Raw genomic sequence first — 23,657 nt, forward strand, 5'->3', positions numbered from 1 at the left:
TGGTTTCTGGGGGGTCTCTTCATCGTGCGCAAGCGCGCTCTCTCTGCCGCGACATCGTTCGCGGTCCTGTTCGGCTCCGCCGCGATCGTCACCGGTGCGGTGGCCCCGGCCGCCGCCGACTCGATCGTCCCGCTGAACGTAGGAACGATCGGCGACATGGTCGTCGACGGCGCCCACCAGCGCCTGTTCTTCAGCGACACGTACAACAACCGCGTCGTCGTCACCGACTTCGCGGGCCGGTTCGTCCAGGCCGTCGACAACCTGCCCTACGTCCGCGACCTCGACCTCTCCGCCGACTCGACCACGCTGTACGCGGCGCTGCAGAACGCGGACAAGCTCGTCGCCATCGACACCACACAGCTGGCCGTCACCACCGAGTACCCCACGGGCGAGGGCACCAAGCCCTCGACCGTCGCGGCCGCCGCCGGCCGGCTCTGGTTCGGCTACGGCGAGGCCTGGGACTCCGAACTCGGGTCCGTCGACCTGACCTCGGCCACGCCGACCGTGGCGCTGGCCCTCACGACGGGCGCCGACTGGTCGAGCCCGCCCACGCTCCGCACCGCCCCGTCGGCGCCGGACACCCTCGTCGCCGCCGACGGCAGCATCAGCTCGGGCCCGGTCGTCGTGTACGACACCGGTTCCGGTACGCCGGTCCTGCGCACGTCCACGAACCGCGACGGGTTCGTGAAGGACATCGAGATCGCTCCCGACGGCAAGAGCGTCGTCGCGGCCGACCGGGTCACCTCGCTCACCCGGCTCAGCCTGACCGACCTCTCCGAGCAGGAGCACTACCCGGTGTCCTGGAGCGCGGAGTCGGTGGCCGTCGCCCCCGACGGCACCGTGGCCGGCGGGACCTGGGACCGCGACGACGTCGGCGACATCTTCGTCTTCGCCGGCGGCTCCGCGACCCCGGCGAGCGTCCGGGACACCAAGGCCTGGCTGCCGTACGGCGAGATGGCCTGGGCGCCCGACAGCACCCGGCTCTTCGTCCCGGTGCAGGACTCCGGCCAGTCCTCGTACTCGCTCCGGATCTACACCGCGCCGAAGTACCACACCACCTCCGTGACGGTGAAGGCCCCGGCCGCCGCGCCCATCAACAAGGCGCTCACCGTCTCCGGCTCGCTCGCCTCCACGCTGCCGCTGCCGGCCGGCACCCCGCTCACCGTGACGCGGTACGACGCCGAGAGCCCGAGCGGCAAGGCGCTCGGGACGCGGGCCGTCGCGGCGAACGGCACGTTCTCGTTCCCGGACACCCCGCCCGCGGCGGGGAAGGTCTCGTACCGGGTGGCGTACCCGGGCGACGCGAAGCACGCGAACTCCAGCGGGACGGCCGCCGTGAAGGTGGCGCCGTTCCCGACGTACCTGAAGCTCGACCAGAACGGTCGCACCGTCAACTACAACACCAGCGTGACGTACACGGCCTCGCTGGGCTGGACGTACCGCAACCGCGTGGTGGAGATCTGGTCCGATCCGTACGGCCCCGAGCCGAAGCGGCTGCTCAAGCGCGGCACGGTCAACTCCGCCGGCAAGCTCGCGGTGACGGTCAAGATGACCCGCGACAGCTACGTCTCCGCGGTCTTCGCCGGTGACACCCGGTCCGGCGCGGCCACGGCGACCTCCGCGGTGAACACCCGGGCCGGTCTGACGACCGCGCTGACCCGGCACTACAAGTGGACCAAGATCGGCACCATCTGGTACCAGACGTACCACCAGACCGCCGACCCGCTGGTCACCGCCTGGCACAACCCGTACCCGGGCCGCAAGACCCGCTACGACCTCCAGGTCTGGTACGACGGCGCCTGGCGCTACGCCGGCTCGGACCTGATCCCGCTGAACAGCGGCGGCATGGTGTACTTCGCGTTCGACGGGGACGGGGCGGCGGGCGTCCGCGCCCGGGTCCGCACCTCGTACATCGACGACGTCTCCGGCGACCGGGTGAACAGCACGAACTACGGTCCGTGGAAGTACTTCAACTTCACCCGCTGAACCGTCGACCCGCTTCACCCGCTGATCCGTCCGACGCACCCGTCCGACGCCGCCCCGTCCGCCGAATCCCCGGATTCCGGCGGGCGGGGCTCCGTCGTTCGCGGGACCATGCAGGCATGGACATCCGGCTGAGCTCCGGGACCGGGCGCTGGGTCGTGTTCACGACCGTCCTGGGCTCCGGGATGGCGCTGCTCGACTCGACCGTCGTCAATGTCGCCCTGCCGCACATCGGCGAGGACCTGGGCGCCGACCTCGCCGTGCTCCAGTGGACGGTCAACGCCTACATGCTGACCCTGGCCGGGCTGATCCTGCTCGGCGGGGCGCTCGGCGACCGCTTCGGGCGGCGCCGGGTCTTCGTGATCGGGGTGGTGTGGTTCGCGCTCGCCTCGCTGATGTGCGGACTCGCCCCGAACGCCGGGGTCCTGATCGCCGCGCGCGCCTTCCAGGGCGTGGGCGGCGCGCTGCTCACCCCCGGTTCGCTGGCGTTGATCCAGGCGAGTTTCCACCGGGACGACCGGGCCAGGGCGGTCGGCCTGTGGTCCGGTTTCGGGGGTGTGGGGGCGGCGATCGGGCCGTTCGTGGGCGGCTGGCTGGTGGACGGTCCCGGCTGGCGGTGGGTGTTCCTGCTGAACGTGCCCCTCGCCGCCGTCTGCGTCCCCGTCGCCCTGCGGCACGTCCCGGAGTCGCGGGACGAGGCCGCGCACGGCCGGTTCGACGTGCTCGGCGCGGTCCTCGGCGCGTCGGCGCTCGCGCTCGTGACGTACGCGCTGATCGGCGCGGCCTGGTGGGCGGGGGTCGCCGGGGTGGCCGTCGGGGCCGCGTTCGTGCTGGTCGAGCGGCGGCGCGGGGAGGCGGCGATGGTGCCTCCGTCGATCTTCGCGTCCCGGATGTTCACGTCCGTCAACCTGGTCACCCTCTGTGTGTACGCGGCCTTCGGCGGCTTCTTCTTCCTGGCCGCCCTCCAGCTCCAGGTGGTGGCCGGCTACTCGGCGCTCGGTGCCGGTACGGCCCTGCTGCCGACGACCGTCCTGATGCTGCTGCTCTCGGCGCGGGCCGGGGAGCTGGGGGAGCGGATCGGGCCCCGCATCCCGCTCACGGTCGGGCCGCTGCTGTGCGCGGCCGGGATGCTGCTGATGCTGCGGGTCGGGGAGGACGCCTCGTACGTACGGGACGTGCTGCCCGCCCTGCTGGTGCTGGGGCTCGGCATGACGACGCTGGTCGCGCCGCTGACCGCGACGGTGCTCGCTTCGGTGGACGTGTCCCGGGCGGGCCTGGCGAGCGGGATCAACAACGCGGCGGCGCGGGCGGCCGGGCTGCTGGCGGTGGCCGCGCTGCCGCTGCTCGCCGGGATGGGGCCGGAGGCGTACCGCTCGGCGGAGGAGTTCGGGGCGACGTTCCGGCGGGCGATGCCGATGTGCGCGGGCATCCTGGTGGTGGGCGCGGTGGTGGCCTGGACGACGATGCGGGGCCCGGTGCGGGCGGACTGCCACCCGGAGTGCAAGGTCCACTGCGGGGTGTCGTCCCCGCCGCTCGACCCGGGGGAGCGGGACGCGGCGGCGTGATCGGGGCTGCCCCCGGCCCGTGGCGGCGGGCTCGGCGGGGACGTGTCGGCCTTCCGGCCCCGCGTCTGAGGCAGACTGACCCCATGGCCATCCACGAGAACCTCCTGGGGGGACCGGCCCCCACCCACCTGCCCGACGATCCGGGTCCGCGCGAGCTGCTCGCGAACGGTACGGCTCCGGCGGACGTCGCCGCGAAGTACCCGACCTCCTCGCTCGCCTGGGCCCAGCTCGCCGACGACGCGTACGAGCGCGGCTCGGTCGTCGAGTCGTACGCGTACGCCCGGACCGGCTACCACCGCGGCCTCGACGCGCTGCGCCGCAACGGCTGGAAGGGCCACGGCCCGGTGCCGTGGGAGCACGAGCCGAACCGCGGCTTCCTGCGCGCGCTGCACTCGCTGGCCCGCGCGGCCGGCGAGATCGGCGAGAAGGAGGAGTACGAGCGCTGCACGACCTTCCTGCGCGACTCCTCGGAGACCGCGGCCGAAACCCTCGGCTGAACAGGCCGGACGAGCTCGGCCGAGCAGGCACGACCGCCTCGGCCGAGCAGGTACGACGGGTGACGCCGGGCCGGGAGTCCCCGGCCCGGCGTACCTGACACTGTCCGGTTTTCCCCCTGCCCCCACGGACAGGGGGAAAACCGGACAGACTCTCCGGCTCGTTCGAGCGTGTTCGAGACGGCCGGTACGATCCCCGGGACCAGCAGCACCGAAGACGCCGGTACCGAGGCCCCACTTCCTCTTCCCCCACCACCGGCCGACGCAGGGGAGAAGTCTGTCGTGGGCAAGCGTGCCTCTACCGCAGGACGGCGACGAACGCGGAGCCGGCGGCGGGGCAGAGACAGACGCGGCCCCATAGCCCGGCTCGCCCTTCCCGTGCTGGTCCTGATGACGGTCGCGCTCGGCGCGGGCGCCGCCCTCGCCCACTACAACGGCCGGGCCCCGGACGGGACGGCCGCCCCGGCGCCCGCCACGACGGAGGCGACGACCGAGGCCGCCGCCCCGGCGCCCACGACGACCACGCCCACGCCGCCGCCGGTCAAGGCGAAGCCGAAACCGAAGCCGAAGCCCACCCCGAAGAAGACCACCGTGCCGCAGTCCGGCGCCGGGACCTTCACCACCGCGCAGGCCTCCGGTTCCCCGGTCGGCGACAGCGGGGTCCTGCGCCGCTACCGGGTCCAGGTCGAGGACGGCGTCGACCTGTCGGCGCGCGAGACGGCCGCCGAGATCCAGCAGATCCTGTCCCACCCGCGCGGCTGGGCCGCGCACGGCCGGGGCCGGTTCCAGCTGGTCTCGCAGAACGCCGACTTCGTCATCCGGATCGCCACCCCGGACACCGCCGACACCCTCTGCGCGCGGCAGGGCCTCAACACCCACGGCGAGCTGAACTGCGAGACCTCCGACGGCGTCGTGGTGAACCTCAAGCGCTGGATGCTCGGCTCGCCCACCTTCGCGGGCACAGCCGCCGAGTACCGGCACCTGATCATCAACCACGAGGTGGGGCACGAGATCGGCATCCGGAAGCACATGGGCTGCCCGGGTCCGGGCAAGCTCGCGCCCGCGATGATGCAGCAGATCAAGGGTCTGAACGGATGCCGGTCGAACGCGTTTCCGTACAGCGAAGACGGGATCTACATCACCGGGCCGATCGTGTCATGATGCGCTTGGGACGGCGAGCGACGGTGCACGCCTCCCGAGGGGACCGGGGCTCCCGTGCCGCACGCATCGAGGCGGACACGGTGGAGCAGACCGCTACCCGGTAGTACGCATCGAGGAGACAGAAATGTCGTCCCTTCCCGCTTCTCCCGACCTCTCCGGAGCCGGCCAGGCCGTCGAGGCCCCGAACCTCGACTTCGCGGGCACCACGCCGTACGAGGACTACGTCCAGGCGGACGTCCTGACCCACCTCCAGCACCTCCGCTCGGACGACCCGGGCGAGATGGTCTTCCTGGTCACCACCCAGGTCATGGAGCTGTGGTTCACGGTCATCGTCCACGAGTGGGAGACCGCGAGCCGCGCCCTGCGCGAGGACCGCGTCCCCGTCGCCATGGACGCGCTCAAGCGCTCGGTCCGCCAGCTGGAGGCCCTCAACCACTCCTGGCGCCCGCTCGCGCAGCTCACCCCCGCCCAGTTCAACTCCTACCGGGGCGCCCTGGGCGAGGGCTCCGGCTTCCAGTCCGCGATGTACCGGCGGATGGAGTTCCTGCTCGGCGACAAGGCCGCGTCCATGCTCGTCCCGCACCGGGGCGCGCCCCGCGTCCACGCGGAGCTGGAGAAGGCGCTGCACGAGCCGAGCCTGTACGACGAGGTCCTCGGGCTGCTGGCCCGGCGCGGCCTGCCCGTCCCGGCCGCCGCCCTCGGCCGTGACCTGGCGCAGCGCTACGAGCCCTCCGCCGAGGTCGAGGCCGTCTGGGCCGGGATCTACGCGGAGGCCGACCAGAACGGCGAGCTGGTCCGGCTCGGCGAGGCCCTGAGCGACGTCGCCGAACTCGTCTGGCGATGGCGCAACGACCACCTGGTGGCGACCCGGCGCGCGATGGGCGCGAAGACCGGCACCGGCGGTTCGGCGGGCGTGGCCTGGCTGGAGAAGCGGGCCCAGAAGAACGTGTTCCCCGAGCTGTGGACGGCGCGCAGCCATGTCTGAGCCGTACGAGAAGAGGGCCGCGGGCCTCGACGCCGCCGACGCCCTGGCCGGGCACCGGAAGAAGTTCGCCCTCGACGAGGGGACCGTCTACCTCGACGGCAACTCGCTGGGCGCGCTGCCCGCGCACGTCCCGGCCCGGATGGCCGACGTCATCACCCGCGAGTGGGGCGAGCTGCGCATCCGCTCCTGGGGCGAGTCGGGCTGGTGGACCGCGCCCGAGCGGATCGGCGACCGGATCGCGCCGATCGTCGGCGCCGCCCCCGGGCAGGTCGTCGTCGGCGACTCGACGAGCGTGAACGTCTTCAAGGCGGTCGTCGCGGCGGCCCGGCTGAGCGGTGACGACAGGGACGAGATCCTCGTCGACGCGACGACCTTTCCCACGGACGGGTACATCGCGCGGTCCGCGGCGCGGATGACGGGTCACCGGATCGTGCCCTGCGACCCGGCCGGCATGGCGGACGCGGTGAGCGGCCGCACGGCCGCCGCGCTCGTCAACCACGTCGACTACCGCAGCGGCCGGCTCCAGGACCTGCCCGGCATCACCGCCGCCCTCCACGGGGCGGGCGCGCTGGCCGTCTGGGACCTGTGCCACAGCGCGGGCGCGCTGCCCGTCGGGCTCGACGCGCACGGGGTCGACCTGGCCGTCGGCTGCACCTACAAGTACCTGAACGGCGGGCCCGGTTCGCCCGCGTACCTGTACGTCGCCGAGCGTCACCAGGCCGCCTTCGACTCGCCGCTGCCGGGCTGGAACTCGCACGCCGACCCGTTCGCGATGACCCCCGGGTACGAGGCCGCCGCGGGCGCCGTGCGCGGCCGGGTCGGCACCCCCGACATCCTCTCCATGCTGGCGCTCGAAGCGGCGCTCGACGTGTGGGACGGGGTCGCGATCGAGGACGTGCGGGCGAAGTCGCTGGCGCTGACGGACTTCTTCCTGGAGTGCGTCGGGGCGTACGTCCCCGAGGGCCTGGTCACCTCCGTGACCCCCGGGGAGCACGGCGAGCGCGGCAGCCAGGTCGCGCTGCGCTGCGAGGACGCGCCCGCCGTGATGGCCGAACTGATCGAGCGCGGGGTCGTCGGTGACCTGCGCCGTCCGGACATCCTGCGGTTCGGTTTCACCCCGCTGTACGTGGGCTTCGCGGACGCGGAGCGGGCGGCCAGGGTCCTCGCGGACGTCCTGGCCGGCACCGGGAAGTAGGTCGGATGATCGCCTGATCTGCGGGGGCTCCGGTGCTGGTACCGTCCCCGCAGGTCAGGCCAATTCGGCCGCCTACCCGAGAGGTTGGAACAGCATGCCGGACCCCGCCGCGCGCGCAGCCGCCGAAGAGGCGTCCGCCTTCTCGCACCCGGCCGTCGCCCCGGACGCCACCGCCGCGTACGGCGACCACCCGGACCAGGTGATCGACTTCTACGCCCCGCGCGACGGCCGCACCCGGGCGCCGCTCGTCGTCGCCCTGCACGGCGGTGCCTGGCGTGCCCCGTACGACCGTGTGCACCTCACCCCCTTCGTGGACTTCCTGGCCCGCCGGGGCTTCGCCGTGGCCAGCGTCGAGTACCGGCGCGGCAGCGACATCCCCCGGCAGGGTGGTGCCGCCCCCGTCGCCGGGCGCTGGCCGGAGACCTTCGACGACGTGGCCGCCGCCCTCGACGCCCTGCCGGAGCTGGCCACCGCGCACCTGCCCTCGGCCGACACCGGAAAGATCGTGCTCACCGGCCACTCGGCGGGCGGCACGCTCGCCCTGTGGGCCGCCGCCCGGCACGTCCTGCCGGCCGGCTCCCCCTGGCGGCTGCCCGCCGCGCCCGCGCTGCGCGGGGTCGTCGCGCTCGCCCCGATCGCCCACTTCGACCGGGCGGTCGAGCTGGGGGTGTGCGGCGACGCCGTCACCGAACTCCTCGGCGGCCCGGTCGCGTACGGGGAACGGGCGGCCTCCACCGATCCGTCGGCGCTGCTGCCGACGGGGATCGCGACCACCGTCGTGCAGGGTCGCGAGGACGTCGACGTGCCGTACGCGGTCGCCGAGGCGTACGCGGACGCCGCGGCGAAGGCCGGCGAGGAGGTCGGCTTCACCCTCCTCGCCGGCGTCGGCCACTTCCCCCTGATCGACCCGGCGGCGGACGCGTGCGCGGTGGTCGCGGAGGAACTCGCCCAGCTGGCCTTCTAGTCCGCGCGCCGGGCCTTCCTAGTACTCAGGGGGGACGGTCCAGGATCCGCATCCAGCGGGACGACCGGGCGGTGCGGGCCCCCGTACGGTGGTCCGCGTGACGCAGACACAGACCCCCGAGACGAGCCGCAGCCCCGAGTTCCGCCTGGTGCAGGCGGCGCTCGGGGGGCTGCGACAGGAACTCTTCCACGACGCCCTTGCCTACCGGCCGCTGCCGCGCATGGATGTGAACAGCGGGCCGACCCGCTTCCTGCCGGAGCGGATACGGACCTACACCGGCCTGCTCCCGCACGCGGCCGTGGCGTTCTGCGCCGTGATCGTCTTTGCCATGGGGTACGACCGGATCTACTACGCCTTCGGCCTGCTGGCGTTCGCGACCTCGATCGCGCCGGCCGCGATCGTGCTGCTCACCCTGGTCCGGCCGATCCTCGCCTTCTGGGCATCGCTCATGAGCGCCCCCTTCGTCGGGTACCTCGCGGGCTACGAGGGCGGCTGGCCCTGGGCGGCGAACTCGCTCGCTGCCCATCTGGTGGTCCTCGCTGTCGTCGCCGCCCGCTCCCGTCCTCGTACGGCTGTGTGGATGTGGCTGGTGACGGGGGCCTACTGCCTCTTCGCCGAGATGTTCCTCGGGGTTGGCCGCAGTTCCGACTCGGTGCCGCTGCTGTTCATCGCCGCGCTGGTCCTGCTGACCGTCACCGTCTTCCAGGTCCGCCGCCAGGCGACCCGCGAGGTCACCGCCCAGCAGACCGTCACCGCGCAGGAGCGCTCCAAGCGGACCCTCCTGGAGGAGCGGACCACCATCGCCCGCGAGCTGCACGACGTCGTCGCCCACCACATGTCGGTGGTCGCGATCCAGGCGGAGGCCGCCCCGTACCGGGTCGAGAACCCGCCGCCGGAGCTGGAGCAGGCCTTCCTCACCATCCGCGAGAACGCCGTCGCCGCGCTCACCGAGCTGCGCCGCATCCTCGGAGTCGTACGCGCCGAGGACTACGAGGCCCCCGACGCCCCGCAGCCGACCCTGGCCGATCTGGACACGCTGGTCGGGAACGTCGCCGACGCCGGGCTCGTCGTCGAGAAGACGGTGACCGGCGCGGTGCGGGAACTGCCGCAGGGCGTGGAACTGTCGGCGTACCGGATCGTCCAGGAGGCCCTGTCGAACGTGCTGCGGCACGCGCCGGGCGCGGCGGCGAAGGTCGAGGTCAGCTATGTCCTCGGCGGGCTGGGCCTGCGGATCGCGAACGGTCCCGCGCGCGGTCTGGTCAAGCCCTCACCGGGCGCGGGGCACGGCATCACCGGCATGCGGGAGCGTGTGACGATGCTCGGCGGGGAGATGACGGCCGAGGCCACCGAGGACGGTGGCTACGAGGTGACGGCCTTCGTCCCCGTGAGCCGTGAGGAGGCCGAGCTGTGATCCGCGTACTGATCGTCGACGACCAGGTGATGGTCCGCGAGGGCTTCTCGGTGCTGCTCGGCGCGATGCCGGACATCGAGGTCGTCGGCGAGGCCGTCAACGGCCGGGAGGCGATCTCCCAGGTCGCGGCCCTCCACCCGGACGTGGTCCTGATGGACATCCGGATGCCCGAGCTGAACGGCATCGACGCCACGCGGGAGATCGTCGCCGCCGACGCGGACGCGAAGGTGCTCGTGCTGACCACCTTCGACCTGGACGAGTACGTGTACCAGGCGCTGCGCGCGGGGGCCTCCGGTTTCCTGCTGAAGGACGCGTCGGCGCGGCAGCTCGCGGACGGGGTGCGGGTGGTCGCGGCGGGCGAGGCGCTGCTCGCGCCGACCGTCACGAAGCGGCTGATCACGGAGTTCGCGAAGGCGCCGGGGAACTCCCCGCGTCCGCCGGCGATGGCGCGGATCGGGGAGCTGACGGAGCGGGAGACGGAGGTCCTGGTGCTCATCGCGCAGGGCCTGTCGAACGCCGAGATCGCCGACCATCTGGTCGTCGCGGAGTCGACGATCAAGACCCATGTGAGCCGGGTCCTGGTGAAGCTGGGGCTGCGGGACCGCACGCAGGCGGCGGTGTTCGCGTACGAGGCGGGGCTGGTGCGGGTCGGCGGCTGAGCGCCGACGGGAAGGCCGGGGCGCCGACCGGGGGCCGGGCGTCGGCCGGGGCCGGGGTGCGGGTCCGGGGGTAGCGTCGGTCCATGGACGCTGTTGACGCTGCATACGACCCCTGGTCCCCGGAGTTCGTCGCCGATCCGTACCCCGCCTACGCCGCGCTGCGGGCGGCCGGCCGCGCCCACTGGCACGGGCCCACCCGGCAGTGGCTGATCCCGCATCACGAGGACGTGTCCGCGCTGCTGCGGGACCGGCGGCTGGGGCGTACGTACACCCATCGCTTCAGCCACGAGGAGTTCGGGCGGGAGGCGCCGGACGCCGCGTACGAGCCCTTCCACACGCTCAACGACCACGGGCTGCTGGATCTGGAGGGCGCCGACCACGGCCGGATCCGGCGGCTGGTGTCGAAGGCGTTCACCCCGAGGACGGTGGAGAACCTGGCGCCGACGGTACGGCGGCTGGCCGCCGAGCTGGTCGGTGGTCTGGTCGCGGCGGGCGGTGGCGACCTCCAGGCGATGGTCGCGGAGCCGCTGCCGGTCGCGGTGATCGCGGAGATGCTGGGGGTCCCCGAGGACGACGAGGAGCGGGGGCGGCTGCGGCCCTGGTCGGCGGCGATCTGCGGGATGTTCGAGCTGAACCCCTCGGAGGAGACGGCCCGGCGGGCGGTCGAGGCCTCCATCGAGTTCTCCGACTACCTCCGGGAGCTGATCGCGCGGCGGCGCCGGGAACCCGGCGACGACCTGATCTCGTCCCTGATCGCGGTGGAGGGGCTGACCGACCAGGAGATGATCTCCACCTGCGTCCTCCTCCTGAACGCGGGTCACGAGGCCACTGTGAACACCACGGTCAACGGCTGGTGGACGCTGCTCAGGGAGGGTGTCCGTCCGGAACCCGAAAAGTTGTCCACAGCTGTGGAAGAACTTCTGCGGTACGACACCCCGCTCCAGATGTTCGAGCGCTGGGTCCTCGACGACATCGAGGTCGGCGGCGTCGTGCTCCCGCGCGGCTCCGAGGTCGCGCTGCTCTTCGGCTCCGCCAACCGGGACCCGGCCCGCTTCGGCCCGACCGCCGACACCCTCGACCTCACCCGCGAGGACAACCCGCACGTCACCTTCGGCGCGGGTATCCACTACTGCCTCGGCGCCCCGCTGGCCCGCCTCGAACTGACGGCGGTCTTCGCGGAGTTGCTCCACCGGGCGCCGGACCTCCGGCTGGTGGCGGAGCCGGTACGGAAACCGGGGTACGTGATCCGGGGCTTCGAGGCGCTGTGGGTGGAGGTCTGAGGCACTGAGGGGCGCGCACCGGTCCGGGTCGCCGGACTCGGGCCGCCGGGCCCGGTTCAGCATGTCCCGGCGAGGACCTGGCGGAGGCGGTGCGCGTACGCCTCCGGGTGGCTGGTGTTGCCGTTGTGGCCGCCGGGGAACTCCAGTGGCTCTTCGCCGACGAGCCCGGCCAGGGCGGTCGCGCACCGGTGGTCGAAGACCGTGTGCGGGGTGGTGCGGCCGTACGCGGGGAGGATGCGCGTGCCGGTGTGCGCCAGTGCGGCCGGGTCGAGCGTGTCGCCGACGACCGCCGTGAAGTCGTGGCGGATGAAGTGGTCGAAGTTGGCGATCCGCCGGGCGTTCATCGGCTGGGGCGTCAGGCCGGGTTCGGCGTCGGCGTTCGTCGGGTCGATGCCCAGGGTCCTGGCGATCTCCGGCAGTACCGCGCCGAGACCGCCCTGCCGGTACAGGTCCTGGAGGGCGACGAGTTCGCCCTCGTGGTGGGCGCGCTCCGGCTCGGGCAGCAGGCGCGGGGCGACGGGTTCGTGGGCGACGAGGGTGTGGATCAGCCCGGGGTGGCGTACGGCGACGTGCAGGCCGATGACGGCGCCCAGGCTGCAGCCGAGCATGACCACGGGCGTGCCGGGGAGGACGTCCGCGTCGGTGAGTGCGGTGAGGAGGCGGTGGACGTCGTCGGCGTGCTCGACCAGGGTCGCCCCCCGCTCCGGGGCGTCGAGCCGGCTGCGGGAGAGGCCTCGGCGGTCGTAGGTGACCACGCGGTAGGAGTCGGCGAGCCGGTCGACGAGGTCGGTGCTGCGGTCGGCGTCGCCCTCGCCGCTCTGCGAGATCAGCAGCGTGGGTCCGGTGCCGCGGACCTGGTGGTGCAGGACCGCCCCCGGGACGTCGAGCGTGCCGACGATCGTGACGCCGGTCGCGGTCGCGGTCGCGGTCGTGGTCAGGGCGGTGGTCGTGGTCATGGTCGTCGTCATGGTGCTTCCCCCTTGTCTGCGGCGGGCGACGCGCCCCCCGTTTCCTTCTCCCTCACGTTATTCCATCCAACTCGATACATCAATCTCGATGCATCAAGATGGATGAATCGAATTGGATGTATGTTGACGAGGTGAATGGAGCCGAACTGTTCCTGCTGGGCCGCTTCCTGATGAAGATCGGTGAGGAGTCGCTGCCCGAGCCGCCCGGCGGCGAGGGCCGGTACGCCGGCAGCGCCCGGCTCGTGCTGATCGTCGCCGGTGACGTCGCCGCCCACCCCGACAGCGCCGTCGGCGAGATCGCCGCGCGGACCGGGCTGCCGCAGAGCCAGGTGTCCACGGCCGTGGCCCGGCTGAAGGAGGCCGGATCGGTGCTGGCCGTACCGGACCCCGCCGACCGGCGCCGGGTGCTCGTGCGCCCTGCCGCCGAGGCGTCCGAGCGCGTGGCGGAGGTGCGGGCCACCCGGATCGAAGGTGCGCTCGCCGCGGCGCTGGGGTCCGACGACCCGCAGCGCCTCCGGGAGGTCACGGAGGCGCTGGAGGTACTGGCCCGCACGCTCATGCCCTCCGCGGGGGCCTGAGCCGGACTGTCACGAGCCCGGCCGGACCCTCGCGAGCCCGAGGCGTACCGTCCCCGGCCCGAGGCGTACCGCCCCCGGCCCGAGGCGTACCGTCCCGGGCCGGGGGCGTACAGGGGTCCTCAGCTCACCATGTCCCTGCGCCGCAGCCCCGCGAGGCCCGCCGCCGTCAGTGCCACCGCCAGGGCCGTCAGGAGCAGGACCGGGGTCCAGGCCATCTCCTGGCCCGGGACCTTCGGCAGGTGGCCGAAGGGGGAGAGGTCCAGCGCCGCCTGCGGCAGGTTCAGGGCCGGGCCGATCCAGCCGAGGGCCAGACAGAGGCCGGCCACGCCCCACGCGGCGGTCGCCGCCTTCGGGGCGGCGCCCCAGAGGAGGACCGCGAGGGCCGCGAGCGTCCACACCGCCGGGAGCTGGACGAGCGAGGCGCCCAGGATCGCGCCGAGGTCGTGGCCGTACGCGAGGGCCAGGCCGAGGCCGCTGAGGAGCAGGATCAGGGCGGAGCCGCCGAAGGCGATCACCAGATGACCGGCGGCCCAGCGGAGCCGTCCGAGGGCGTTCGCGAGCAGCGGTTCGGCCCGGCCCGAGGTCTCCTCGCCGTGCGCCCGGAGCACCGAGCCGACCGCGAAGAGGGCCGCGACCATCCCGAAGAGGGACACCATGGTGGCGAGGAAGGCACTGGTCAGGGCGGTCTGGCCGCCCATCCGCTCGAAGATCTCGCGGGCCTGTTCGTTGTCGCCGACGATGTCGGCGGCCCCCTCGACCATGCCGCCGAAGACGAGCCCGCCGAGCAGGAAGCCCAGCGACCAGCCGAGCAGGGTGCCGCGCTGGAGCCGCCAGGCGAGCGCGCCCGCCGTTCCGAGCCGCCCCGCCGCCGGACCCGGCCGGGTCGCGAGGAAGCTCGCGCCGACGTCCCTGCGGCCGGTCAGCGCGTACGCCGCCGCCGTCTGGACCAGGACGGCGCCGCCGATCAGCAGGAGCACCCACCAGCGTTCACCGGCGAAGGCGCGGACGTTCTCGGCCCAGCCGATCGGCGAGAGCCAGGTCAGGACGCTGCCGCCGTCCGCGCTCCCGGAGTCCCCGGCCGCGCGCAGCACGAAGGCGAGGCCGAGGGCGGCGCCGGTCAGGCCCTTCGCGAGCCGGGCGCTCTCGGTGAGCTGCGCGGCGAGCGCGGCCGTGGTCGCGAACACCATGCCGGTGCCGCCGATGGCCAGGCCGAGGGCGAGCGCCCCGGCCGCCCCCTGGCCGGCCAGCCCGGCGGTGATGAGGAGGGCGACGGCGGCGTTGACGACGAGTGCGGCGAGCAGCGCGGCGGTGAGCGGGGCCCGGCGGCCGACCGCTCCGGCGGACAGCATCTCCTGACGGTCGGTCTCCTCCTCCTCGCGGGTGTGCCGGACGACCACGATCAGGCTCGCGACGGCGGCGAGGACGGCGGCGAAGGTGCTGAACCGCCAGGCGACGAGCCCGCCGAGGGAGTCGTCGAAGACGGGGCCGTAGAGCGCGCGCATCGAGCTGTTGGCGTTCATGGAGGCGGCGAGTTCGGAGCGCTGGGCGGCGGTGCCGTAGAGCCCTTCGAGCGAACCGGCGCCGCTGGCGACCATGCCGCCGGTGACGAGTGCCCAGACCGGGATCATCAGCCGGTCGCGGCGCAGGGCGAGCCGGGTGAGGGTGCCGGTGCCGGTGAGGGCGCCGGTGCCGGTGGGGGTGCGGGTTCCGGTGAGGACGGCGCTCATGACGCGGTCACCCCGGCCGTGCGGCCGCCGCCCGCGTGGTCGCCGTGCGCGCCGTTCTCGTCCGCGTAGTGCCGGAGGAACAGCTCCTCCAGGGTGGGCGGGGTGGAGGTCAGGCTGCGGACGCCCGAGGCGGTCAGGGAGCGCAGGACGGCGTCGAGCTTGTCGGTGTCGACCTGGAGCTTCACCTTGAGGCCCCGCACGTCGACGTCGTGGACGCCGGGGAGGGCGGTGAGGCCGTCGGGCGGGGAGGCGAGTTCGGCGGTGACGCTGGTGCGGGTCAGGTGCCGCAGCTCGGCGAGCGAACCGGACTCGACCGTGCGGCCCTTGCGGATGATGCTGACCCGGTCGCAGAGGGTCTCGACCTCGCTGAGGATGTGGCTGGACAGCAGGACGGTCCGGCCCCGGTCGCGGGCCTCCGCGACACAGCTCTGGAAGACCTCCTCCATCAGCGGGTCGAGGCCGCTGGTCGGCTCGTCGAGGACGAACAGGTCGACGTCCGAGGCGAAGGCGGCGACGAGGGCGACCTTCTGCCGGTTGCCCTTGGAGTAGGTGCGGCCCTTCTTCGTCGGGTCGAGCTCGAAGCGCTCGATGAGCTCGGCGCGCCGGGCCTTGTCGAGGCCGCCCCGGAGCCGGCCGAAGAGGTCGATGACCTCGCCGCCGGAGAGGTTGCGCCAGAGGGTCACGTCGCCGGGGACGTACGCGATGCGGCGGTGCAGCTCGACGGCGTCCTGCCAGGGGTCCTTGCCGAGCAGCCGGGTGGTGCCGGAGTCGGGGCGCAGGAGGCCGAGGAGGACCCGGATGGTGGTGGACTTCCCGGAGCCGTTGGGGCCGAGGAAGCCGTGGACCTCGCCGGTCTCGACGGTGAGGTCGAGGCCGTCGAGCGCGTGGGTGCGCCCGAAGGACTTGTGCAGTCCGGCGACGCTGATTGCCTGGGTCATGCTTCAGAACGTACGCTGATTTCACAAACTTGTGAAGTTAAGGAAGCGTATGAATCCGCGCTTAGAGTGGGGAACATGACGACGCCCAAGGAAACGACCGGGGAAGAGGCGGTCTCCCGCTTCGTCGAACGCTTCGCGGCCGAGATGACCGCCGCCGGCATGCAGCGCATGGCGAGCCGCGTCTTCGCCGCGCTCCTCGCCTCCGAGACGGCCTCCATGACCTCGGCCGAGCTGGCCGAGCAGCTGCGGATCAGCCCGGCCGCCGTCTCCGGCGCCATCCGCTATCTCTCCCAGGTCAGCATGATCAGCCGCGAGCGCGACCCCGGCACCCGCCGCGAGCGGTACGTCCTGCACAACGAGCTCTGGTACGAGACCTTCACCCGCCGCGACCAGACCCTGACGCGCTGGGAGAAGGTCCTCGACGAGGGCGCCGCGACCCTCGGGACGGACACCGTGGCGGGCCGCCGCATCGCCGAGACGGCCGAGTTCTTCGCCTTCCTCCAGCGCGAGATGCTGGGGATCATGGACCGCTGGGCGGCCTACAAGGGGTCGGGTACGGAGTCCTGACGGGCCTCCGTGGGCGGCGCGAGCCGGTCGAGGAGCGCGGTGAACTCCTTCCGCTCGTCCGCCTCTCGGTAGGGCCCCACCGGCCACAGCGGCCGTCCCTCGATCCAGGGCACCACGAACGGCCGGTGTCCGTCCCGGGTGAAGTCCTGCCAGCCATGCAGCCCGGCGGTGCCGATGGGCGCGGTCGGCAGGCCCTGGGGCATGGCCTGCCGCCGGGCGTGCTGGGCGAGCAGCGCGTACGTGGGACCGGACACGGGCCCGTGCGGGTACGCGCTGTCGGGCCGCGCGCGACGACGCCCGTCGGCGACGGCGTCCGGGCCGTCCTCGCCGGGCTCCCGGTCCTCGAAGGGGCCCACGCCCTCGCCGGGCTCCCGGTCCTCGAAGGGGCCCACGCCCTCGCCGGGCTCCCGGTCCTCGATCGGCCCCCAGCCCTCGACCGCCCCCGGGACCCGGGCAGGCTCGGGCGCCGGCTCCTGCGGCTGTCTCGGGGTCGCCCTGCGCATCAGCCCCTCCGCCTCCGCGTGCGCGACGATCCGGCGGCGTACGCGCTCGCCCCGCAGCGGCTTCGCCCAGATCAGCGGCCCGCCGCCGGGCGGCGCGACGACCCCGCCGGTGCGCGGGTCGCCGCACCACCACAGCACGCCGTCCGGGCCCGGCCGCACCGTCTCGTAGCGCTGCCGGGTCGCGATCACGGTCAGCGGCCACGCCTCGTCGCCGTCCGGGGCGCGCAGCACGAGCGTCGTCGCGTGCCCGGTGCGGGCGGCCGCCGCGGAGGGGAGCGCCGACCAGACGCCCCCGCCGAGGGTCCGCCGCATCCGCCGCGCCATGAACCGGGAGCCGAGCCCGGCGCCCAGGCAGATGATCCCGAGAGCGAAGGGCATGGCGGCCGTGGCGGACGTCGAGGCCTCCTCGATCAGCGTCCCGAAGGCGAAGGCCAGGGCGAGCGTCACGACTCCCGCGCCGATCAGCAGGCCCGCTCTTCGCCGGTACCTCTCCAGCGCCCCGCCGTCTCCTCGACGTCCAGCGCACACGTCATCGCACGTCCCCCGCCCCATCGGTCAATTCGAGCTGACGCTAGAGGTGCGCGGCGCCGACGCGCCAGCCGCGACCGGGAACGGCTCCCTACGCGGCGTCCCGGGGGAGCGTCAGCCCCCACGCCCCCGCTCCGACCGTCCACGTCCGGCGGCGGACCGGGCCCGTGAGGCGGCCGTCCGCCCGGTAGCGGAAGTCCGGGCCCGAGACCGTGAGGGTGTGGGCCGTCGTGTGGTGCGGCGGGGCCGCCGACGGGTGGACCGTCACCTCGGCCGCGCCGCCCGCCGAGCGGACCGTCAGGCCCTGGACCGGGGTGTCGACGTCCGTGAGCAGCACCCCGTCCGCCTCCACCCGCAGCCGGTGGGCCCGGGGCGCCACGGCCGTCGGGACCGGGCGGACCAGCGTGCGGACCAGGGACCGGCAGGTGCCCCAGACGGAGGTGGTGGCGGCGCCGAGCACCGGCGCGGCCGGGACCAGGAGGTCGCCGAGGACGACGCCGTCGCTGTCGTCGACCAGCAGGTCGAGCCGGCGCACCACCCCGTGGAGCACCGCCCGCGCGGCGGCGGGCGTGGAGCGCGGCACGCCCAGCGCGTGGGCGACTTCCAGGGCGCCGGGAACGCCGATCGGGACGAGGGCGAGGGCCGCCCCGGCGAGCTCCCGCTCGCGGTGCAGCAGGGCCACCGTCCGCAGCAGCGCGCGGTCGTCGCCGAGCACCACGGGGCGCCGGGACCCCCGCCTGGCCAGGGCCCTGGAGAATTCCTCGGGACCGTCCGGCAGGCAGATCTTCGCCTCGGCGCCCGCGGACAGTACATCCTTCGCGATCCGTACGGACTCGCCGTCACTTCGGCGGGCGACCGGGTCGACGATGACCAGCAGCTGGTCGTGATCCGACACCTCGGTCCTTCCTCGGGTAGCATCTTTGTGCAAGAGCCCCTTGCGCTATTGCGCCAGGGGCTTCGTCTATTCCGGGGCACACCGGTGAGGCGGCGTACGCCCCCTGACCTTGGACATGCCCCACCCGGAAGGGGTGTACGCCTGTGCCCGCACTTGTGCTGCTCGGTGCTCAGTGGGGTGACGAGGGCAAGGGAAAGGCCACCGACCTCCTCGGTGGATCCGTTGACTATGTGGTGCGCTACCAGGGCGGCAACAACGCCGGCCACACGGTCGTCGTAGGCGACCAGAAGTACGCGCTGCATCTTCTCCCTTCCGGAATCCTCTCGCCGGGGTGCACCCCGGTGATCGGAAACGGTGTCGTCGTCGACCCGGCGGTCCTGCTCTCCGAGCTGAGCGGGCTGAACGAGCGAGGCGTCGACACGTCGAAGCTCCTGATCAGCGGTAACGCCCACCTGATCACCCCGTACAACGTCACGCTCGACAAGGTGACGGAACGGTTCCTCGGAAAGCGCAAGATCGGCACCACCGGTCGCGGCATCGGCCCGACCTACGCCGACAAGATCAACCGCGTCGGCATCCGCGTCCAGGACCTGTACGACGAGTCGATCCTCATCCAGAAGGTCGAAGCGGCGCTGGAGGGCAAGAACCAGCTGCTCGCCAAGCTGTACAACCGCCGCGCGATCGAGGCGGAGCAGATCGTCGAGGAGATGCTCCAGTACGCGGAGCAGATCAAGCCGTTCGTCGCGGACACGACGCTGATCCTCAACAAGGCGCTCGACGACGACAAGGTCGTGCTCTTCGAGGGCGGCCAGGGCACCCTGCTCGACGTCGACCACGGCACGTACCCCTTCGTCACCTCCTCGAACCCGACCGCGGGCGGCGCCTGCACGGGTGCGGGCGTGGGCCCGACGAAGATCAGCCGGGTCATCGGCATCCTCAAGGCGTACACGACCCGTGTCGGCGCCGGACCGTTCCCGACGGAGCTGTTCGACGCGGACGGCGAGGCGCTGCGCCGCATCGGTGGCGAGCGCGGTGTCACCACCGGCCGTGACCGTCGCTGCGGCTGGTTCGACGCGGTCATCGCGCGGTACGCGACCCGGGTCAACGGCCTGACGGACTTCTTCCTCACCAAGCTCGACGTGCTGACGGGCTGGGAGCAGATCCCGGTCTGCGTCGCGTACGAGATCGACGGCAAGCGCGTCGAGGAGCTGCCCTACTCGCAGACCGACTTCCACCACGCGAAGCCGATCTACGAAATGCTGCCGGGCTGGTCCGAGGACATCACCAAGGCGAAGACCTTCGCGGACCTGCCGAAGAACGCGCAGGCGTACGTGAAGGCGCTGGAGGAGATGTCGGGCGCGCCGATCTCGGCGATCGGTGTGGGCCCCGGCCGCACGGAGACGATCGAGATCAACTCGTTCCTGTAGGAACCGGCGGGTTCCCCCGGAACCCGTAGGGCCCCCGCGGCACACGACGCACGTCGCCCGCGCCTAGTTCACCAGGCGCAGGCGGCGTGCGTCGTCGTCGTACTCCCGGACGAGCACCGAGGACTTCCGGGGGTCGAGCGAGTACCTCCAGGGAATGCCGTCCGCCACGCACGCGCGCTCCGACGCGGCCTCGTCGAGCACGGACGGGGTCGTGTACAGGAAGCCGCCGTCGACGCTCAGCAGGGCCGCCGTCGACTCGCAGTGCCTGCCGGTCCCGGTCCGGACGGTGCGCACGACCGGGTCCCCGAGGCCGCCGGGCCGGATGACGACGACGAGCCCGTCGCCCGCGGTCCACACCTTCCAGAACTCCCGGGGTACCCCGGTGCTCGGCGTCGTGCTCTTGGACACCGGGGAGAACGAGGAGTCGGTCTCCCGCCAGTAGAAGCCCGCGCCACCGAGATCGGCGTCGGCGCCCAGGGTGAGGTGGTCGGGGAGCCCGCAGTCCTCCGGCGAGGCGCCGGAGGGCGTGCTGCGCGTCACGTGGAAGGCCGAGAGCACGATCGTCGGTTCCGTCCGGCTGGTCAGGCCGATCTCGCCCTGGCAGACGGTCGTCCTGGTGGCGGACACGAAGGTGCCCGCGGTCCTGCCGAGCCGGGTGGAGTTGTGGATCTCCAGCCGCATGGTGAAGGGCACGTCCCGGTCGTACGAGTCGAGGCGCCACACCCCGGTGAACCGCCGGTCCTCCTGGGTGCCGTCCGAGGGCAGGGCGAAGGACGGCGCGGGCCCCGTCCAGGTGTACGCGACGGTGGCGGCCCCGACGAGGACCGCGGTCAGCAGTTGGCGCCCGGCCCGCAGTCCGCTGCGGAGCTTCCTGCGCGTCGCCGGGGAGAGCGCCGCCACGGGCGCCGCCACGGAGGCCCGGACCGAGGCCCGTACGGGGGTGCGGACCGGAGCCCGTACGGGCCTCGGCGTCGCCCGGATGAAGTCCGCCGCGTCCTCGTCCAGGCGGGCGAGCAGCTCCGGCGGGAGCCAGCTGCCGTCGAGGGCCTTGCGGGTGCGGGAGACGACCGTCTCCACCGACGGCCGCCCCTCCGGTTCCTTCGTCAGGCAGTCGTGGACCAGTTCCGCGACCGTCTCCGGGACCCCCGCCACGTCCGGGTCCTCGTAGGCCACGCGGAAGAGGAGGCCGTGGACGCCCGGGTCGCCGTTGCTGAAGGGGGCCCGGCCGGTCGACGCGTAGGCGAGGACCGAGCCCAGGGAGAAGACGTCGCTCGCCGCCGTGACCTCCTCGCCGCGCACCTGCTCCGGCGACATGAACTCCGGTGAGCCGAGCAGCACTCCGGTGCGGGTGAGGTCGCTCTCGGAGGAGAGTTCCGTCCGGCGGGCGATGCCGAAGTCGATGACCCGGGGCCCGCCGACGGTCAGCAGGATGTTGGACGGCTTGAGGTCGCGGTGGACCAGCCCCGCCTCGTGGATCGCGCGGAGCGCGAGGCCGAGCCGGTGGGCGAGGACGAGCACCGACGCCGCCGGGAGCGGCCCGAGACGGCCCTCGACGGCGGCGCGCAGCGAAGGGCCGGGGATGTACTCGGTGGCGACCCAGGGGACGGCCGCCTCGGTGTCGGCGTCCAGGACGTGCGCGGTCCACGCGCCGCCGACGAGCCGCGCCGCCCGCACCTCGCGGTCGAAGCGGCGGCGGAACTCCTCGTCCGCCGCCGCCTCGGCCCGTACGAGCTTCACGGCGAGCGGCCGTCCGTCGTGCTGTCCTTCGGGCGCCTCGGCCCGGTAGACGACGCCCATGCCGCCCGCGCCGAGCCGGCCGACGAGACGGTAGGGGCCTATGAACGCCGGGTCTTCCGGGCGGAGTCGGTCCACCGGCGGATCCTCGCACAGCCCCGTGGGTCAGGAGTCCAGCTTCGTGTCCCGGCCGACCTTCTCCCAGGTGGTGAGGTCGGAGCGGACCTGGTCCAGGTGCCCGAGGATCGTGTCGATGGAGTCGTCGCCGAGGGCGAGCCGCAGCGGAGTCTCGTCGGCGTCCAGCGCGGCGAGCACCGCCGCCGCGGCCTTCGCGGGGTCGCCGGCCTGGGTGCCGCCGCCGGTCTCCACGAACGCGCGGGTGGCGCCCACCGTGTCCGCGTAGTCGGCGATGCCCTCACCGCTGAGGCTGTGGTTGCCGAAGAGGCTGGTGCGGAAGGCGCCCGGCTCCACGATGAGCACCTTGACGCCGAGCGGCCCGACCTCGGCGGCGAGCGCCTCGGACATGCCTTCCAGGGCGAACTTGGTCGCGCTGTACGCCCCGAAGCCGGCCATCGACATCTGCCCGCCGACGCTGCTGAGCTGCACGATCGCGCCGGAACGGCGGGCCCGCATATGGGGCAGGACGGCGCGGGTGAGGGCGGCCGGGCCGAAGACGTGCACGTCGAAGAGGGAGCGCAGTTCGGCGTCGGAGGTCTCCTCGACCGAACCGACGTGGGTGCGGCCCGCGTTGTTGACGAGGACGTCGATGCGGCCGTGGCGGGCGGCGACCTCGGCGACGACCCGGTCGACGGCGGCCGTGTCGGTGACGTCCAGGGCGACCGGGTCGACCTGGTCGGGGTGGGCGGCGACCAGGTCGTCGAGGGTCTCGGTGCGGCGGGCGGCGGCGACGACCACGTCCCCGGCGCCGATCGCAGCCTCGGCGAAGGCGCGCCCGAAGCCGCTGTTGGCACCGGTGATCAGCCAGACCTTGCTCATGTGCGTACTCCCCGTGTGGTGTTCTGTGTTTCCGTGCTCAACGAGCCTGTCGCAGAAGGGCGTTGTCCGTCCAAGATCTGTCGTGATAACCCAGGGGCATGACGATCACGGACGTCCACGGCCGGGAACTCCGGTACTTCCTCGCGGTCGCGGAGGAGCTGCACTTCACCCGGGCCGCCGAGCGCCTGTACGTGTCGCAGCCCGCGCTCAGCAAGCAGATCCGGTCCCTGGAGCGGCAGTTGGGGGTGCGGCTCTTCGACCGCGACCGGCGCGGGGTGGCCCTCACCTCCGTCGGTACGGCCCTGGTGCCGCACGCCCGTGCCGCGCTCGCCGCCTGGCAGGAGGGCCACGAGGCGGTACGGCGGGCCCGGGAGGCCGAGCGGGGCCTGCTGGTGGTCGGGATGAGCACCAGTCCCGGGCGCGGCGGGCTGCTGCCCGCGATCCGCTCCCGGTTCACCGAGGTGCACCCGGAGGCCGGACTGAAGCTGCGCCAGGTGGGCTGGGAGGACCCGACGGCGGGGCTGGCGGACGGCGCGAGCGATGTGGCGTTCGTGTGGCTGCCGCTGTCCGGGGAGGAGCGTTTCCGCTGGGTGGTGGTGGCGACCGAGCCCCGGCTCGTGGCCCTGCCCGCCTCGCATCCGCTGGCCGCCCGGGACCGCCTGGACTTCGCGGACCTCCTCGACGAGCCCTTCCTCGCGCTGCCGGACACCGGACCCGAGCTGCGGGACCACTGGCTGGCGGTGGACTCCCGGGGCGGCCGGCCGCCGGTGGTCGGCGGGGAGATCGCGAGCGCGGACGAGACGTACGAGGCGCTCGTCGACGGCCGGGGGATCTGTCTGGTCGCGGAGGGCAACGCGCCGCTGCTCGCCCGCGACGGCGTCGTCACCCGCCCCGTCGACGGGATCGCCCCGAGCCGTTTCGCCCTCGCCTGGCGCGCGGACGACACCCGGCCGCTGGTGAGGGCGTACGCGCGCGCGGCGGAGGCGGGTACGGGGCCGGCGGTGTGAGGAGCCCCGGCCGGGGAGCGGACCGTGACGGCGGAGCGACATCCACTGTTCGTACAACCGTTGCCATGACTCGTATGTCTGACTGGTTGTCG

General features: G+C 73.3%; 21 protein-coding genes. 14 read left to right on the forward strand and 7 right to left on the reverse strand.

Translation table 11 applies throughout. The features are described from left to right. Positions 1-24 precede the first annotated feature (24 nt). The 10 genes from ASD33_RS32565 to ASD33_RS32610 all read left to right on the forward strand — a co-directional run bounded on the left by ASD33_RS32565 (position 25) and on the right by ASD33_RS32610 (position 11,697). Positions 25-1,986: a hypothetical protein gene (locus tag ASD33_RS32565; protein WP_056569090.1), complete on the forward strand. Its 1,962-nt coding sequence runs from the start codon at positions 25-27 to the stop codon at positions 1,984-1,986. 116 nt (positions 1,987-2,102) lie between these two features. Beyond that, entirely contained in the window at positions 2,103-3,548 is a 1,446-nt protein-coding gene (locus ASD33_RS32570; RefSeq protein ID WP_056569093.1) for an MFS transporter, read from the forward strand. An 83-nt stretch (positions 3,549-3,631) separates the two neighbouring features. Next, complete coding sequence (locus ASD33_RS32575) at positions 3,632-4,045, forward strand: DUF3151 domain-containing protein (RefSeq protein ID WP_056569095.1); 414 nt, start codon at positions 3,632-3,634, stop codon at positions 4,043-4,045. A gap of 387 nt (positions 4,046-4,432) precedes the next feature. Then, positions 4,433-5,203 carry a DUF3152 domain-containing protein gene (locus ASD33_RS32580; protein WP_347232309.1) on the forward strand — a complete coding sequence of 257 codons (771 nt, stop codon included), beginning with the start codon at positions 4,433-4,435 and terminating at the stop codon, positions 5,201-5,203. A 124-nt stretch (positions 5,204-5,327) separates the two neighbouring features. Further along, on the forward strand, positions 5,328-6,188 hold the full coding sequence (locus ASD33_RS32585; RefSeq protein WP_056569100.1) for a tryptophan 2,3-dioxygenase family protein: 861 nt from the start codon (positions 5,328-5,330) through the stop codon (positions 6,186-6,188). After that, positions 6,181-7,383, forward strand: coding sequence for a kynureninase (kynU, locus tag ASD33_RS32590; protein WP_056569105.1), 1,203 nt, complete (start codon positions 6,181-6,183; stop codon positions 7,381-7,383). The genes ASD33_RS32585 and kynU overlap by 8 nt, the downstream gene beginning before the upstream one ends. 94 nt (positions 7,384-7,477) lie before the next feature. Further along, on the forward strand, positions 7,478-8,347 hold the full coding sequence (locus ASD33_RS32595; protein ID WP_056569108.1) for an alpha/beta hydrolase: 870 nt from the start codon (positions 7,478-7,480) through the stop codon (positions 8,345-8,347). 88 nt (positions 8,348-8,435) lie between these two features. Beyond that, positions 8,436-9,758: a histidine kinase gene (locus ASD33_RS32600; protein ID WP_056569112.1), complete on the forward strand. Its 1,323-nt coding sequence runs from the start codon at positions 8,436-8,438 to the stop codon at positions 9,756-9,758. Further along, complete coding sequence (locus ASD33_RS32605; protein ID WP_079045137.1) at positions 9,755-10,417, forward strand: response regulator transcription factor; 663 nt, start codon at positions 9,755-9,757, stop codon at positions 10,415-10,417. The genes ASD33_RS32600 and ASD33_RS32605 overlap by 4 nt, the downstream gene beginning before the upstream one ends. Positions 10,418-10,500: 83 nt before the next feature. Continuing rightward, positions 10,501-11,697 carry a cytochrome P450 gene (locus tag ASD33_RS32610; protein WP_056569115.1) on the forward strand — a complete coding sequence of 399 codons (1,197 nt, stop codon included), beginning with the start codon at positions 10,501-10,503 and terminating at the stop codon, positions 11,695-11,697. A gap of 56 nt (positions 11,698-11,753) precedes the next feature. On the opposite strand, the gene ASD33_RS32615 is transcribed toward ASD33_RS32610, so the two are convergent. Further along, complete coding sequence (locus ASD33_RS32615) at positions 11,754-12,665, reverse strand: alpha/beta hydrolase (RefSeq protein ID WP_242427253.1); 912 nt, start codon at positions 12,663-12,665, stop codon at positions 11,754-11,756. Positions 12,666-12,796: 131 nt separating this feature from the next. Here ASD33_RS32615 and ASD33_RS32620 point away from each other — a divergent pair, with 131 nt between their 5' ends. Next, a complete protein-coding gene (locus ASD33_RS32620) occupies positions 12,797-13,243 on the forward strand; it encodes a helix-turn-helix domain-containing protein (protein WP_107103824.1) in 447 nt (148 codons plus the stop codon). Positions 13,244-13,362: 119 nt separating this feature from the next. On the opposite strand, the gene ASD33_RS32625 is transcribed toward ASD33_RS32620, so the two are convergent. Then, a complete protein-coding gene (locus tag ASD33_RS32625) occupies positions 13,363-14,970 on the reverse strand; it encodes a hypothetical protein (protein WP_056569121.1) in 1,608 nt (535 codons plus the stop codon). Continuing rightward, the gene (locus ASD33_RS32630) at positions 14,967-15,908 is read right to left on the reverse strand and encodes an ABC transporter ATP-binding protein (RefSeq protein WP_056569125.1); all 942 of its coding nucleotides are present in this window, start codon (positions 15,906-15,908) and stop codon (positions 14,967-14,969) included. The genes ASD33_RS32625 and ASD33_RS32630 overlap by 4 nt, the downstream gene beginning before the upstream one ends. Before the next feature lie 75 nt (positions 15,909-15,983). Here ASD33_RS32630 and ASD33_RS32635 point away from each other — a divergent pair, with 75 nt between their 5' ends. Then, positions 15,984-16,475 carry a MarR family transcriptional regulator gene (locus ASD33_RS32635; RefSeq protein WP_056569128.1) on the forward strand — a complete coding sequence of 164 codons (492 nt, stop codon included), beginning with the start codon at positions 15,984-15,986 and terminating at the stop codon, positions 16,473-16,475. Here ASD33_RS32635 and ASD33_RS32640 read toward each other — a convergent pair. Together ASD33_RS32640 and ASD33_RS32645 are read right to left on the reverse strand one after the other, a co-directional pair. Further along, positions 16,448-17,425: a hypothetical protein gene (locus ASD33_RS32640; RefSeq protein WP_056569131.1), complete on the reverse strand. Its 978-nt coding sequence runs from the start codon at positions 17,423-17,425 to the stop codon at positions 16,448-16,450. The genes ASD33_RS32635 and ASD33_RS32640 overlap by 28 nt on opposite strands. A 172-nt stretch (positions 17,426-17,597) precedes the next feature. Continuing rightward, the gene (locus ASD33_RS32645; RefSeq protein ID WP_056569134.1) at positions 17,598-18,401 is read right to left on the reverse strand and encodes a hypothetical protein; all 804 of its coding nucleotides are present in this window, start codon (positions 18,399-18,401) and stop codon (positions 17,598-17,600) included. Positions 18,402-18,544: 143 nt separating this feature from the next. Here ASD33_RS32645 and ASD33_RS32650 point away from each other — a divergent pair, with 143 nt between their 5' ends. Continuing rightward, positions 18,545-19,828 (forward strand): adenylosuccinate synthase, encoded by a 1,284-nt coding sequence (locus tag ASD33_RS32650; protein ID WP_056569137.1) that lies wholly within the window; start codon positions 18,545-18,547, stop codon positions 19,826-19,828. Between the two features lie 63 nt (positions 19,829-19,891). Here the strand turns inward: ASD33_RS32650 and ASD33_RS35905 are convergent, their stop codons facing one another. Beyond that, the gene (locus ASD33_RS35905; protein WP_056569140.1) at positions 19,892-21,700 is read right to left on the reverse strand and encodes a serine/threonine-protein kinase; all 1,809 of its coding nucleotides are present in this window, start codon (positions 21,698-21,700) and stop codon (positions 19,892-19,894) included. Positions 21,701-21,727: 27 nt separating this feature from the next. Then, positions 21,728-22,558, reverse strand: coding sequence for an oxidoreductase (locus ASD33_RS32660; protein ID WP_056569142.1), 831 nt, complete (start codon positions 22,556-22,558; stop codon positions 21,728-21,730). A 98-nt stretch (positions 22,559-22,656) separates the two neighbouring features. On the opposite strand from ASD33_RS32660, the gene ASD33_RS32665 reads away from it, so the two are divergent. Next, complete coding sequence (locus tag ASD33_RS32665; RefSeq protein ID WP_056569144.1) at positions 22,657-23,565, forward strand: LysR family transcriptional regulator; 909 nt, start codon at positions 22,657-22,659, stop codon at positions 23,563-23,565. The last annotated feature ends 92 nt before the right edge of the window (positions 23,566-23,657 follow it).

Origin of the sequence: Streptomyces sp. Root1304, from assembly GCF_001426405.1 — a bacterium.
Taxonomy (GTDB): domain Bacteria; phylum Actinomycetota; class Actinomycetes; order Streptomycetales; family Streptomycetaceae; genus Streptomyces.